The following is a 13,748-nucleotide window of genomic DNA, read 5'->3' as shown; positions in this document are numbered from 1 at the left end:
GACAGCTGCTACGGATTTGCGCGGTGCTGGATCAGCTTGTCCCGTATTGACTGCTGATCCACATCCAGCAATATCTGTTGCTTGCCCCCCACCATCACCGCCGCCGGCAACCCATCCCGATACACAACACGATTCCCACTCGCCGCCGGCACCTTGCTGCCCGGCAACAGTGTGCCCACCAGGTTCAGCGGGTCAGCCCCGCACACGGCGATCAAACTCCCGTCATGGGGGCGGCGCCGCACCTCGCGCAGCAATGGGATCGCCTCCGGCAGCGCAAACTGCTCACCCGCCAGCCCGCTGACAAACCGCCCGCCGCGAATCTCACCCCGGGCTTCCAGCCGATGGAATGTGCGTAGCAGTTCGCGCCAACTCGGCAACCAATCCGCCTCGCGCTCCAGCAAACGCCAGAACACCACGCCATAACGGCGCAGCAAGGTCATCGCCACATGTTCCAGGGTTTCGGCCGAGTGCGGGCCGGCGGCGGTCGATGGGCGGCGAATCAGCGCCCAGCGTCCGGCATCGTCCATGCCGCCGATAAACGCCCCACGCCCGCGCCGACTGCTGCGCGCCTGGCGCTTGCTGGCCGGGGTGGTCAGTGCGCGCAACCCGGCAAAACTGTCGGCATTCACCAGGCCGGCGCCGACCAGTTCCTGCAAGGCGGTTTCCAGTTCGCTGCGCAACAGATGGGCTTCGTGCACCAGCTCATCGAAAAACAGCGCGCCGTGTTCGCGCAAGGCCAGGTGGACTTTCTGCGCCTTGGGCGACAGCGTCGTGCTATCGGTGGGTTCGGTGAGCCCGCTCCACAATGCCACCTGGCTGCGCGGCAACAGCACCACCGGCGTGCTGCGCAGGGCGATGGCGCCGGACTTGTTGCTCAAGCGCGTCCACACCAGCTTGCCGCTGCGGCACAGCTCGTCGAGCCAGGTCGATGAGTAATCCTTGAGCCGCGCACTGAGCAGGTCACTGTCCCAGGCCGACGTGGCGGCGGCGTAGCCTTCGAACTGGCCGACAATCTGCGGCAGCATCGCGCTGCCCTGGCCACGTGTGCTATCGGACAGATGCTGCCAATCGAACAGGAAGCGCATGAAATCCTGCAGCGCCACCGGCTCGATTTCCCGGCGCAGGCGCTTGACCGTGTAGCGATGAATGCGTGCGAGCAGATGCCGTTCGCACCATTGTTCCTCGAGTGCGCCGGGGCTGAAGCGACCGCGCAGCACGTAGCCTTCCTGCTCCAGGCGGGCCAGTGCCTGGGTGATGTCGGCCAGCGGCAAGGCCAGTGGCGCGGCGATCTCGATAATGCTCTGCGGGCCGAAGCCACCCAGGCGCGCACGCAGCAGTTCCACCAGCGCGTCGTCAAAGGTCCAGGGCTCATCGAAGCCGGGGAGCAACGGCAAGCTGTTGGGGTAGATCGCCTGCAAACACCCCAGGCGCTCCACCGCGACCCACAGGCCATTGGACAACTGAAAGGCGCGGCCAGCCTTGGCCAAGGCGTTCAGCCACTCGGCCCATTGCGCCGTGACTTCGTGGCTGGCGATGCACGCCAGGCTCATCAGTGCCTCATGCATTTCATCCACGCCATGGGGCGCCGGCCAGGCCTCTTCGCGCACGCCGGCGATGGCGTCCGCATCCAGTGCGCCCAGGTCGTCGGTGCTCTGTGGGTCGCTCCAACGACGGTTGAGCACGGCCTGGGTGCGGCGTTCTTCCAGCGGTGCATCGTCGAGAAAGGTGTAGGGGCGCGCGCTGAGGATTTCGGCGGCCATGGGCGAGGGCGCCGGCAGGTCGCGGCTGATCAAGCGCACTTCGCCGCGCTCCATGCGCCGCAGCAAGGCAAGCCAGGCGTCGCTGTCCATGGCTTCGTGCAGGCAGTCATCGAGGGTTTGTTCCACCAGCGGGTGCTCGGGTACTTCGCGTTCACCGGCGAGGTTTTCCAGGCAGGCGATCTGGTCGGGGAACACACTGGCGATCAGGTCTTCGCTCTTCATGCGCTGGATCTGCGGCGCCACCTTGCGCCCACCGGTAAAGCGCGGCAGCGCCAGGGCCACGCCGGCGTTCCAGCGCCAGCGCACGCCGAACAGCGGCGCATCCAGCACCGCCTGGATCAGCAGGTGTTCGGCACTGTTGCTGTTGAGGTAACGCCACACCTCATCCAGCTCGAAACTGTGGCTGGTGGACAGCGACAGCACGATCGCATTTTCGCTGGCTGCCGCCTGCAATTCGAAATTGAAGGTGCGGCAAAAACGCTTGCGCAAGGCCAGGCCCCAGGCCCGGTTGATGCGGCTGCCGAACGGCGTGTGGATGATCAACTGGGTGCCGCCGGATTCGTCGAAAAACCGCTCCATGATCAACGTGTCCTGGGACGGCAACGCGCCGAGGGCCAGGCGCGCGCGGGCCAGGTAGTCGAGGATCTGTTCGGCGCTGGCGCGGTTCAGGCCAAGGGTGCCGGTGAGCCACTCTTGCGCCGGTTGCAGGTCGCCGGGGCTGGCGCTGAGCAGGGTGTCGAGTTGCCCCTGCAAACGCGCGACAGCGGCGGATAACTCATTGCTGCGCCCCGGCGCTTCGCCGAGCCAGAACGGAATGGTCGGCGGCTGGCCGTGGGCGTCTTCGACCCGCACTTTGCCGGCCTCGACCCGCAGGATGCGGTAGGAGGTATTGCCGAGCTGGAAGATATCCCCGGCGATGCTTTCCACCGCGAAGTCTTCGTTGACGCTGCCGATGTTCAGGCTTTGGGGTTCGAGCAACACGCTGTAGTCGGCGTTGTCGGGGATGGTGCCGCCGCTGGTCACGGCGGTCAGCTTGGCGCCACGGCGACCGCGCAGGGTGCGGGTCAGGGCATCGCGGTGCAGGTACGCGCTGCGGATACCCTGGCGCCCGTTGTAGCCCTCGGCGAGCATCTGCAGCAGCGCCTGATAGTGGCGTTCATCCAGGGTGGCGTAGGGCGCGGCGCGGTGGATCAGGTCAAGCAGGGCCTGCTCCGGCCACTCCTGGGCACTGACCTCGGCGATGATCTGCTGGGCCAGCACGTCCAGGGGCGCCACCGGGATCTGCAAGGTGTCCAGTTCTCCCCGCCGCACACAATCGAGCAGGGCGGCGCATTCGATCAGATCGTCGCGGGTGGTGGCGAACAGGCGCCCCTTGGGCGTGCCGCCGACCTGATGCCCGGAGCGGCCCACCCGTTGCAGAAAGCCGTTGATGGAGCCCGGCGAACCGATCTGGCACACCAAATCGACATCGCCGATATCAATCCCCAGTTCCAGGGACGCTGTGGCGATCAGCACTTGCAGCTCGCCGGCCTTGAGCCGTTGCTCGGCGTCCAGGCGCATCTCCTTGGCCAGGCTGCCGTGGTGGGCGGCGACGGCGCTCTTGCCCAGGCGCTCGCTCAAGTGCCGGGCCAGGCGTTCGGCCAGGCGCCGGGTGTTGACGAAGATCAGCGTGGTGCGGTGCTCACGGGCAAGGGCGGAGAGGCGGTCGTAGACCAGCTCCCAGACATCGTTGGCCATCACCGCCGACAGCGGCACCGGGGGCACTTCGATATCCAGGTCACGGGGGCGGGCATGGCCGATGTCGACGATGTCGCACGTTCGCTCAGTGCCCACCAGAAAGCGCGACACCGCTTCGATGGGTTTTTGCGTGGCCGACAGACCGATGCGGGTCAGCGGCTCGGCGCACAAGCCTTGCAGGCGCTCCAGGCTCAAGGCCAGGTGGCTGCCGCGTTTGCTGGCGGCGATGGCGTGGATTTCATCGACGATCACCGTGCGCGTGCTGGCCAGCGTCTGCCGGCCGGAGTCCGAGCCCAGCAGCACGTAGAGCGATTCCGGCGTGGTCACCAGGATATGCGGCGGGCGCTTGCGCATCTGTGCGCGGTCTTTCTGCGGGGTATCGCCGGTGCGCACGGCGGTGCGGATCACCAGTGGCGGCAGGCCCAGGCGCTGCAAATGCTCGGTGATCCCGGCCAGCGGGGTTTGCAGGTTGATCTGGATGTCATTGGACAGCGCCTTGAGCGGCGACACATACACCACCAGCGTCTCGTCCGGCAGTTGCCCGCCGTTGGCCAGGCCCTGGTGAACCAGGTCATCGAGCACCGCGAGGAACGCCGTCAGCGTCTTGCCGGAGCCGGTGGGCGCTGCGATCAGCGTCGAGCGGCGCTGGCGGATCAGCGGCCACGCCTGGGCCTGGGCGCTGGTCACCGAAGGGAAGGTGTGGCGGAACCAGGTGCTGACGGCGGGGTGGAAGCCGTTCAAGACCGTGTCGGTTGATTCAGGAAGGTTCATGCCTAAGTTATGCAGCCCACTCCAACAAGTTGCAACCCCGCACTTTATCCGTGACGGTTGCGCTACAAACCCGCAAAATGCAACGATTCTGGAATAAACCTACGGCACGCCTCACGGGCTTGCCGACCATAACCATCGTTCCAAACAGACCGGGCCTGCTCAATCTATGCGAATGCGCCTTATGTTACTGGGCGGCGGGAATGCCCTCGGGCAGGCGCTGATTCGCCTCGGTGCAGAGGAAGACATTGGTTTCCTCGCACCCAAACCGCCCCAAGACGGCTGGGATGCCGCAAGCCTCACCCAATTGCTCGACGACACCCGTCCCGATGCGTTGATCAACCTCGCCTACTATTTCGACTGGTTCCAGGCCGAAGCCGTCAGCGAAACCCGCCTGGCCGCCCAGGAGTTCGCCATCGAGCGCCTGGCTGAACTGTGCCAGCACCACAACATTACCCTGCTGCAACCGTCCAGCTACCGCGTGTTCGATGGCTCCCGCGCCACCGCCTACAGCGAAAAGGACGAGCCGGTGCCCCTGGGCCTGCGTGGCCAGGCGTTGTGGCGGATCGAGCAGAGCGTGCGCGCGACGTGCCCGCAGCATGTGCTGTTGCGTTTTGGCTGGCTGCTGGATGACAGTGTCGACGGCACCCTCGGGCGCTTCCTGGCGCGGGCCGAGAAACCGGATGAGTTGTTGATGGCGGACGACCGACGCGGTAACCCGACGCCGGTGGACGATGCCGCACGGGTGATCATCTCGGTGCTCAAGCAACTCGATTGCGCGGCGCCGCTGTGGGGCACTTACCACTACGCCGGGCATGAGGCGACCACGCCGCTGGCGCTGGGCCAGGCGATCCTCACCGAAGCGCGCAGCTACCATGCGCTGGCCATCGAAGCGCCCACCGCCCAGGCCCACGCGGCACGGCCGGATGCAGCAGACGAACCGCAGCATGCGGTGCTGGCCTGCAAGAAAATCCTCCACACCTTCGGCATCAAGCCGCGGGCGTGGCGGGCGGGGCTACCGGCATTGCTGGACCGGTTCTACCGCCACAGCTGACTCAATACAAAACCAAATGTGGGAGGGGGATTGCTGTAGTGAGCGGGCTTGCCCCGCGCCGGACTGCGCAGCAGTCCCATTGGACCGCGGTGCACCCAGCGCGGGACAAGCCCCCTCACTACAGCAACCCCCCTCCCACATTGGTTATGCAGTGTTGCTTAGAACTTGTAGCCGATACCCACCATGTAAACCATCGGGTCCACGTCCACATTGACCTTGGCCCGGGTGCCAGGCGCCACGGCGTTGTTTTCCACGGTGGCCTTGGTGCTGATGTCGATGTAACGCGCCTGGGCGTTGATCATCCACTTGTCGTTGATCATGTAGTCCGCGCCGATCTGCGCAGCCCAGCCCCAGGAGTTCTCGGCCTTGAAGTTGCTGAAACCGGCTTCGGAGGCGCGGCTGCCGACGTGTTCGTCGTAGATCCAGGTGTAGTTGATACCGGCGCCTACGTACGGCTGGAACGGGGATTTATTGTCCAGTGGGTAGTACACGACGCTCAGGGTCGGCGGCAGGTGTTTCAGCGTACCGAGCTTGCCGTTGGCGGCGCCGAGGGCGGTGTTCTTAAGCTTCACGTCATGCTCGAACGGCGTGGCCGCCAGCAGTTCGATACCGACATGGCTGGTGAGCATGTAGGCGAAGTTCAAACCCAGCTGGGTGTCGCTGCTCATGGTCGCCTTGCCGCCCAGGTTGGCGCCGGCCAGTGGACCCTGGTCAACTTTGACGGTGCCGCTGTCTGCCTTCGGGTTCACGGTGATTGCACCGGCACGAATCAGAATGTCGCCCGCTTCGTGAGCGTGGACGGCAGGGGCGGCGAGTGCGAGGGCGAAGAGGGACGCGCCGAGCAGAGACTTGTTCATGGGAGCTCCAGAGGACGTTTAGAAGTTGTACGTCCAATGGTAAAGATCGTTCCGTCCGGTCTGTTGACTCAGCTCAATGAAAGGGCGATCAGCGTTATTCCGGCAGTTCGTAGATATAAATTTTCTCGGCATCCATCTGGTAGCCGGCGTCGGCCAGTTCACTGGTGGACGGTTTGACCTGCATCGCACCCTCGATCCAGTACGGCTGGTAGAGCTCATCGAGTTTCACGCCGAGTTCGCTTTTCACGTGCACGATCTGGTTCGATGGCGGTGGCGGCACATGGATGCACGCGCCGAAATACGGCACCAGCAGGAACTCGGTGGTGCGGCCTTCTTCGCTGACTTCCAGCGGCACGATATACCCGGGCAGGCGGATGTGCTGGCCATCGAGGCTCTGCACCACCGGCGCATTGGGCAGATCCTGCTTGGCCGCTGGTGCCGCTTCGACGGACAAGGCATCGGCCATGTTCGACAGGTTGTGCAGCGGTTTCATATTGGGGATTTCCGGTGGCGCGTCCGGCGGGATCATCTCCTGCCAGGACAAATCCCTGGGCTGGTCCTCCGCCCAGGCCGGCACGGCCACCAGCAGCAATAACGCAAACAGAGCGCGACGCATGAAGACTCCTCAGTGGGTAGCTGCAAGTTGCAAGCTTCAAGTAAAAGCCGATTCGCTTGAGGCTTGTAGCTTGAAACGTACAGCTGCTGTTCACAGCCTTATGGACAGGCCATCGGCCAGGGATTGTCGGTAGGCGCGCCAGGCGGGCACGCTGCCCATCAATAGCGCTGCCGCCAGGATACCGGCGAGCAAGGTCCATTCATATTCGCTGGGCCACGACATCGGCAGGTCGAGGCCGTAATTGGCCTGCAAATACCCGCGCGATGCGGCGATGCACACATACAGCAAGCCCACGCCTGCGATCACGCCGGACAGGGCCAGGGCGAAGGCTTCGAAAATCAGCAAGGTTGCGATATGCCACGGCCGCGCGCCCACCGAGCGCAGGATCGCCATTTCGCGGCGGCGTTCGTTGAGGCTGGTGAGGATCGCCGTGAGCATGCCGATCAAACCGGTCAGCACCACGAACAGCGAGATCACGAACAAGGCTTTTTCGGCGGTGCCCATCATGCTCCACAGCTCTTGCAGCGCCACGCCGGGCAGGATCGCCAGCATCGGTTCGCCACGGAATTCGTTGATCTCCCGCTGCAGGGCGAAGGTGGAAATCTTGTTGTTCAGGCCGAGCATAAAGGCCGTGATGGCTTGCGGGGTGAGGTCCATGTTGCGCGCCTGGTCGGCGCTGATGCGGCCTTTGCCCTGGGCCGGTACGCCGTTGTGCCAATCGATATGGATCGCCTCCATACCGCCGAGGCTGATATGCAGCGTGCGGTCCACCGGCGTGCCGGTGCGCTTGAGAATACCGACCACGGTGAACGGTTTGTCATCGTGTTTTACCAGGCTGACCACCGCCACGCCGTGGGCCAGCACCAGCTTGTCGCCGAGCTTGTAGTGCAGGGCATCGGCGACTTCGGCGCCGAGTACTACTTCGAACGGGTCGGTGGCGAAGGCGCGGCCGCTGGCCAGTTCCAGGTTTTGCTTGCGCCCGTACTGGTAGTGCTCGAAGTAGGATTCGTTGGTGCCCATGACGCGGTAGCCACGATGGGAGTCGCCGAGGGAAATCGGGATCGCCCATTTCACCTGGGGGCTGGCGGCGAAGTGCTCGTAGCTGTCCCACCGAATGTTGTTGGTGGCGTTGCCGATGCGGAACACCGAGTACAGCAGCAGGTTGACCGAACCGGAGCGGGCGCCGACGATCAGGTCGGTGCCGCTGATGGTGCTGGCGAAACTGTTGCGCGCCTCAACGCGCACGCGTTCCACCGCCAGCAGCAGGCACACCGACAAGGCGATGGCGAAGGCGGTGAGGATCGCGGTAAAGCGGCGGTTAGCCAGGCTGGCCATGGCTAGACGAAACAGATACATCTCAAACCTCTGCGGGCGTGGCGGCGCGATTGAGTTCGGCCAGCGACAGGTTACGGTCGAACAGCGGCGCCAGGCTCTGGTCATGGCTGACAAACAACAGGCTGGCGCCGGCTTCGCGGCATTCGGCGAACAGCAGTCGAATGAAGGCTTCGCGGGCGTCGTAGTCCAGGGCCGAGGTGGGCTCGTCGGCGATCACCAACTCCGGTTGGCCGATCAGCGCACGGGCGGCGGCCACCCGTTGCTGTTGGCCGATGGACAGCGAGTCGGCGCGGCGCTCCAGCAAGTCCTTATCCTTCAGGCCCAGGTGCGCCAGCAATGTGGCGGCGGCTGTGTCGACACTGCCGTGGCGCAGCTTTGCCCGTTGCGCGCGCAGCTTGGAAAAGTGACAGGGCAGCTCGACGTTCTCGCGCACCGACAGGAACGGCAGCAGGTTGAACTGCTGGAAGATATAGCCGGTGTGGTCAACGCGAAAGCGGTCCCGGGCGCCGGCCGAAAGTTCGGTCAGCTCCTGGCCGAGCAGGCGGATACTGCCCAGGCTGGGCTTCTGCACACCGCCGAGCAGGCCGAGCAAGGTGGTTTTGCCACTGCCGCTCGGCCCCTTGAGAAACAGGGTTTCCCCCGCTTCCAGGCGGAACGCGGGGATGTCCAGCAACTGTGGGTGACCGGGCCAGTTAAAGCCCAGGTCAGACAGTTCGATCAATGGGTGGGTCATGGGCACTCAGAACTTCAGGGTGGCTGCTGTGGCCGTCGCTTCAACACCTTGCTGGCCGCTCGGGCCGATCAGTTGTACCTGAATTTTCTGGGTGGCGGGGAAGGTCTTGAACACCTGGGTCAGGTCCAGGTTGCCCAGGGCGGTCGGCGTGGCGCAGGTGAATTGGTAGTGGGCGTGGATTTCACTGTGATCGTGATGATGCTCGTGGGCGCCGTCTTTGGCGTCGTGGTCATCATCATCATCGTCGTCGTGGTCGGCTTCCGGTTTGTCGCCGAACAGCGGGCTGTTGAGTTCCTGGGAGCTGATCACGCAACCCGCGGCCTTGGGCAGGTTGAACAGGGCCAGTGGGTTCTCCAGCTGTTTGCGGGCGGCGGCGACCTTGGCTTTGTCGGCTGCGCTGGTGGCGAGGTGTTCGAAGCCCACCAGGTTCATCGCCGGGCTGTCCAGTTCAAGCTCCAGGGCCTGGCCGTCGAGTACCGCGTTAAGGCGGCCTACGCCATGCTCGTGGGCGCCGAGGCTGCCGTGTTCGTGATCGTGGTCATGCTCGTCGGCGGCATGAGCGATGGCGAGTGGCAACAGGGCAAACGGCAATGCAAGCAACAGACGGCGCATGGGAAAGCTCCAGGAGATGAAAGTTTTGTTATGTGATCTTATAACAATAGTGCCGAGAGTTTGCCCGCCCGCTTGGCGTTGCGCAAGCCGCATGGGAGCATGCTCGTCAGAAAAAATGCAGGAGTAAGGACGATGTTGCGAATTCGTGGAACCATCGGCGACCTGCCGGTGGACTTGACCCTGGAGCTGGACGACGGCGATTGGGCACGACTCGGCGCGCAGCTGCAGGCGAGGCCAGTGGCAAGCGCGACCGCCGCGCCGGCAGCGCCGGTCAAGCCGAACGATGATCTGTGGCAGAACGCCCAGGACCTGTTGCGCAACGCCGGGCAACTCAGCGGCCTGGAACTGCTTGATCGACTGGAAGGTTTGGCGGGGGATGCCGCGGCGGGCAAGCGCCTGTTGGTGCGCCTGCGCCATAGCGCCAAGGTCAAGGTGGCCAGCGGCGGGGATACGCCGCTGTACAGTTGGATCGGCGATTAGTACAGCGCGGCGAACAACTTGCGGCGGTACACGGTCACCAGCGGGTGATCATTGCCCAACAGCTCGAACACCTGCAGCAAGGTCTTGTGCGGCAGGCCTTCGCTGTAGCTGCGGTTGCGGATAAACAGCTTGAGCAAGCCTTCCAGCGCCGCGTCGTACTGCTGGCGCGCCAGCTGCTGGATGGCCAGTTGATAGGCGGCTTCGTCGTCCTGCGGGTTTTGCGCCAGGCGGCTTTTCAGCTCGGCGGTGTCCGGCAGGTCGGCGGCCTGGCGCAGGAAGGTGATTTGCGCCTTGGCGCCGGCGAGGGCGGCTTTGTGGTCATCGCTCTTCACTGCATCGAGCACGGTTTGGGCTTCACCCAACTCACCGCGTTCGGCCAGGCAGCGCGCGTACAGAATCAACGCGGCAGCGTTGGTGTTGTCTTCACCCAGCAGCGCCACCAGCACGGCCTCGGCGTCGCTGATGCGGCCATCGGTAAACAGCGCCTGGGCCTGCTCCAGTGGGTCAGCCGCCGCCGGTGGTGGCATCTTCACGTGAGGCTCCAGCAGCGCCCGCACCGCCGACTCCGGCTGCGCCCCGGCAAACCCATCCACCGGCTGGCCATCCTTGAACAGCACCACCGTCGGCAGGCTTTGAATGCCAAAGCGCGCGACGATGTCCTGCTCGGCCTCGCAATCGACCTTGGCCAGCAGCAGCTCACCCTGATAGCTCTCGGCGATCTGCGCCAGCATGGGCATCAACGCCTTGCACGGCGCGCACCACTCGGCCCAGAAATCCACGAGCACGGGTTTTTCGAAGGAGTTCTGGATCACGGCCTGGTCGAAATTGGCGCTGGTGACGTCGAAGATGTACGGCGTGGGTTCACTCATGGGGCGTCTCGAATAAAGCGGGAATGGGGCAACTATAAGGGCTGGCGCCGCGAATGGTACAGGCTCACCTTGCGAAACTCCCAAGGCTCGGCCAGGTCCGGCAACGTCAGTGCATCGAGTATCTCCAGCCGCCGATAAGCCGGGTGCTGGAAGTCCCGCACGCGCGAGTCCGCCACCAGCGCTTCGCGGCCTCGGCTGAGGAAGTGGTCGAGCAACGGCAGGTTGGCGCGGTCGTAGAGCACGTCGGCGACCAGGATCAGGTCGAAGCGGTCGGCTTCGGCGAAAAAGTCCGGCGAGTAACTCAGTTCCACACCGTTGAGTTCGGCATTCGCCCGGCAGGACGCTAACGCCAGCGGATCCAGGTCGCAGGCCACCACTTCCAGCGCGCCGGCTTTAACCGCCGCAATCCCGGCCACACCGGAGCCCGCGCCGAAATCCAGCACGCGCTTACCTTTCACCCATTGCGGGTTCGCCGCCAGATACCGCGCCAGCGCCAAGCCGCTGGCCCAGCAAAAACTCCAGTAGGGCGGTTCATGCAGGATGCGCCGGGTTTCCTCGGGGCTGAAGGCGCGGTCCATGTTGTCCGCATCCAGCAGCCACAATGAAAGCGTGGTATCCGGCAGCGGGCAGGGCAGCAGTTGGGCGTCGCCGATCAGCGCGCTCAGGGCGCGCTGCAAGTCCAGCGGCGGCGTCATGGTGCCTTGACGAGTTCCAGGGGGCCGGTGGTCTGGGTGATCGCCTGGGTGATGCGTACGGCAGGCAGGTGCAGGATCAACTGGCCGGATTGGCTGGCACGGCCACGCAATTCAACCCGCGCACCGGCTGGGAACGCCTCGGGGTTGTAGCGCAGGCGGAAGGCCAGGGGCTTGCCATTGCCGGTCAAGACGCTGCTCGCCAACAGTTGTTGCGGGCGCGAACGGTCATCGATCACCAGCAGCGCCATCTCGACTTCGGCGCCGGCCGGCACGTTGGTGAGGCTGCCGCTGATTTCGCGTTGATAGGCGGGCAGGGGACCGAGGTCTTCAATGCCGGGGACTTTTTTCTCTTGTGCGGGCGTCGGTTGAGGGGCGGCCGGCTTGGGGGCTTCGCTGCTGCAGGCGACCAGGACACTGAACACGGTGAGCAAAACAAGTGGTCGTAACTGCATGTACGGCTCCAGAAAAGGACAAAATCCGTGGCTTGAAATATAAGAAACATATAGGCCTGCCTATATACCGTAAAGGCTATGGCTTGTCTTGCCACAGGGATGCGCTACCATGGCCCTCCCTTTTTTTGTTGCCTGCCACCATGCACTGTCCCTTCTGCGGTGCCAACGACACCAAGGTCATTGACTCGCGTCTGGTCGCCGAGGGCGATCAAGTGCGTCGCCGGCGCGAATGCCTGGCCTCTGGCTGCGGTGAACGTTTCACCACCTTCGAAACCGCCGAACTGGTATTGCCGCGCCTGATCAAGTCCGACGGCAGCCGCCAGCCTTTCGACGAAGAAAAACTGCGCGCCGGTATGCAGCGCGCCCTGGAAAAACGCCCGGTGAGTGTCGAGCGGCTGGAGGCGGCGCTGGCGCATATCAAGCACAAGCTGCGCGCCACCGGCGAACGCGAGGTCAAGAGCCTGGTGGTGGGAGAGCTGGTGATGGGCGAGCTGCAAAAGCTCGACGAAGTCGCCTATATCCGTTTCGCCTCGGTGTATCGACGCTTCCAGGACCTCAACGAGTTCCGCGAAGAGATCGACCGCCTGGCCCGTGAGCCGGTCAAAGAATGAACCCACTTTCTGCTGAACAGGCTGTGCTGGACGCCCATTACATGGCCCGCGCCCTCGAACTGGCGCGCAACGGCCTGTACACCACCCACCCCAACCCGCGTGTGGGCTGCGTGATTGTCCGCGCTGGGCAGATTGTCGGCGAAGGCTGGCATGTGCGCACCGGCGAGCCCCATGCGGAAGTGCATGCCTTGCGGGCTGCCGGTGACAAGGCGCGCGGCGCCACGGCGTACGTAACCCTCGAGCCCTGCAGCCACTACGGCCACACCCCGCCGTGCGCCGATGCGCTGGTGAGTGCCGGGCTGGCGCGGGTGGTCGCAGCGATGCAGGACCCCAACCCGGAAGTCGCCGGGCGCGGCATGCAGCGCCTGGCCCAGGCCGGGATCGTGGTGCGCAGCGGCGTGCTGGAAGGTGAAGCCAGGGCCCTGAATAAGGGCTTCCTCAAGCGTATGGAGCATGGCCTGCCGTTTGTGCGGGTCAAGCTGGCGATGAGTTTGGACGGCCGCACTGCCATGGCCAGCGGCGAAAGCCAATGGATCACCGGCCCCGCCGCCCGCGCCGCCGTGCAGCGCCTGCGTGCCGAGGCCAGCGTGGTGCTGACCGGTGCCGACACCGTATTGGCCGACGGCGCACGCCTGACCGTACGCGCCGCCGAACTCGGCCTGGACGACGCCACCACGGCCCTGGCCATGTCGCGCCCGCCGCTGCGTGTGCTGATCGACGGCCGTTTGCGCGTGCCGCTCAACGCACCGTTCTTTAAAGCCGGCCCGGCGCTGGTCATCACCTGTGTCACTGCGGAAAACCAGTTCCCCCGTGGCCCCGAGTGCCTGGTGGTGCCGGGCGTGGACGGCCAGGTCGACCTGCGCTCGGCGCTGGTGGCGCTGGCCGCCCGTGGCGTCAACGACGTACTGGTGGAAGCCGGCCCAAGCCTGGCGGGCGCGTTTGCCCAGCAGGGCCTGGTGGACGAATACGTGATTTTCGTCGCCGGCAAGTTCCTCGGCTCCGCTGCCCGGCCTTTGCTGGACTGGCCACTTGAGAAGCTGGCCGACGCTCCCCAACTCAAGATCACTGAAATGCGCGCTGTAGGCGACGACTGGCGAGTCACTGCCATCCCTGTGCCAGCAGCGAGCGTATAATTCTGACCGGGCGCTCAAGTGCCCGCACCGTTTTCC

Annotated in this window: 13 protein-coding genes; 4 read left to right on the top strand and 9 right to left on the bottom strand. The window is 64.7% G+C overall.

From position 1 onward, the window contains the following. Window positions 1–8: 8 nt before the first annotated feature. Entirely contained in the window at window positions 9–4,268 is a 4,260-nt protein-coding gene (locus V3W40_RS22045) for a DEAD/DEAH box helicase (protein WP_330215647.1), read from the bottom strand. A 166-nt stretch (window positions 4,269–4,434) separates the two neighbouring features. Between V3W40_RS22045 and V3W40_RS22040 the strand changes: the two genes are divergently transcribed. Further along, entirely contained in the window at window positions 4,435–5,319 is an 885-nt protein-coding gene (locus V3W40_RS22040; RefSeq protein ID WP_027605180.1) for a sugar nucleotide-binding protein, read from the top strand. Between the two features lie 158 nt (window positions 5,320–5,477). On the opposite strand, the gene V3W40_RS22035 is transcribed toward V3W40_RS22040, so the two are convergent. The 5 genes from V3W40_RS22035 to V3W40_RS22015 form a co-directional block, all read right to left on the bottom strand. Further along, window positions 5,478–6,176: an OmpW/AlkL family protein gene (locus V3W40_RS22035; RefSeq protein ID WP_065925131.1), complete on the bottom strand. Its 699-nt coding sequence runs from the start codon at window positions 6,174–6,176 to the stop codon at window positions 5,478–5,480. Between the two features lie 94 nt (window positions 6,177–6,270). Beyond that, window positions 6,271–6,792 (bottom strand): DUF3299 domain-containing protein, encoded by a 522-nt coding sequence (locus tag V3W40_RS22030; protein ID WP_065925132.1) that lies wholly within the window; start codon window positions 6,790–6,792, stop codon window positions 6,271–6,273. Between the two features lie 90 nt (window positions 6,793–6,882). Beyond that, on the bottom strand, window positions 6,883–8,148 hold the full coding sequence (locus V3W40_RS22025; RefSeq protein ID WP_027605183.1) for an ABC transporter permease: 1,266 nt from the start codon (window positions 8,146–8,148) through the stop codon (window positions 6,883–6,885). 1 nt (window position 8,149) lies between these two features. Further along, the gene (locus V3W40_RS22020) at window positions 8,150–8,860 is read right to left on the bottom strand and encodes an ABC transporter ATP-binding protein (RefSeq protein ID WP_065925133.1); all 711 of its coding nucleotides are present in this window, start codon (window positions 8,858–8,860) and stop codon (window positions 8,150–8,152) included. A 6-nt stretch (window positions 8,861–8,866) separates the two neighbouring features. Beyond that, window positions 8,867–9,472, bottom strand: coding sequence for a DUF2796 domain-containing protein (locus tag V3W40_RS22015; protein WP_330215646.1), 606 nt, complete (start codon window positions 9,470–9,472; stop codon window positions 8,867–8,869). A gap of 132 nt (window positions 9,473–9,604) precedes the next feature. On the opposite strand from V3W40_RS22015, the gene V3W40_RS22010 reads away from it, so the two are divergent. Then, window positions 9,605–9,952 (top strand): hypothetical protein, encoded by a 348-nt coding sequence (locus V3W40_RS22010; protein ID WP_074847749.1) that lies wholly within the window; start codon window positions 9,605–9,607, stop codon window positions 9,950–9,952. On the opposite strand, the gene trxA is transcribed toward V3W40_RS22010, so the two are convergent. The 3 genes from trxA to V3W40_RS21995 are packed head-to-tail and all read right to left on the bottom strand — an operon-like array spanning window position 9,949 to window position 11,968. Continuing rightward, on the bottom strand, window positions 9,949–10,821 hold the full coding sequence (trxA, locus tag V3W40_RS22005) for a thioredoxin (protein ID WP_330215645.1): 873 nt from the start codon (window positions 10,819–10,821) through the stop codon (window positions 9,949–9,951). The genes V3W40_RS22010 and trxA overlap by 4 nt on opposite strands. 32 nt (window positions 10,822–10,853) lie before the next feature. Next, window positions 10,854–11,516, bottom strand: coding sequence for a class I SAM-dependent methyltransferase (locus V3W40_RS22000; protein ID WP_330215644.1), 663 nt, complete (start codon window positions 11,514–11,516; stop codon window positions 10,854–10,856). Continuing rightward, on the bottom strand, window positions 11,513–11,968 hold the full coding sequence (locus tag V3W40_RS21995; protein ID WP_027605189.1) for a YbaY family lipoprotein: 456 nt from the start codon (window positions 11,966–11,968) through the stop codon (window positions 11,513–11,515). The genes V3W40_RS22000 and V3W40_RS21995 overlap by 4 nt, the downstream gene beginning before the upstream one ends. A gap of 140 nt (window positions 11,969–12,108) precedes the next feature. Here V3W40_RS21995 and nrdR point away from each other — a divergent pair, with 140 nt between their 5' ends. Further along, the gene (gene nrdR / locus V3W40_RS21990; RefSeq protein ID WP_027605190.1) at window positions 12,109–12,579 is read left to right on the top strand and encodes a transcriptional regulator NrdR; all 471 of its coding nucleotides are present in this window, start codon (window positions 12,109–12,111) and stop codon (window positions 12,577–12,579) included. Then, window positions 12,576–13,712: a bifunctional diaminohydroxyphosphoribosylaminopyrimidine deaminase/5-amino-6-(5-phosphoribosylamino)uracil reductase RibD gene (ribD, locus tag V3W40_RS21985; protein ID WP_065924909.1), complete on the top strand. Its 1,137-nt coding sequence runs from the start codon at window positions 12,576–12,578 to the stop codon at window positions 13,710–13,712. The genes nrdR and ribD overlap by 4 nt, the downstream gene beginning before the upstream one ends. Window positions 13,713–13,748 lie beyond the last annotated feature (36 nt).

The sequence above is a fragment of the Pseudomonas sp. AM8 genome (assembly GCF_036346475.1).
Taxonomy (GTDB): domain Bacteria; phylum Pseudomonadota; class Gammaproteobacteria; order Pseudomonadales; family Pseudomonadaceae; genus Aquipseudomonas; species Aquipseudomonas marginalis.
Note: the sequence above shows the minus strand (reverse complement) of the source record. Positions and strands in the feature narration are given on the sequence as shown.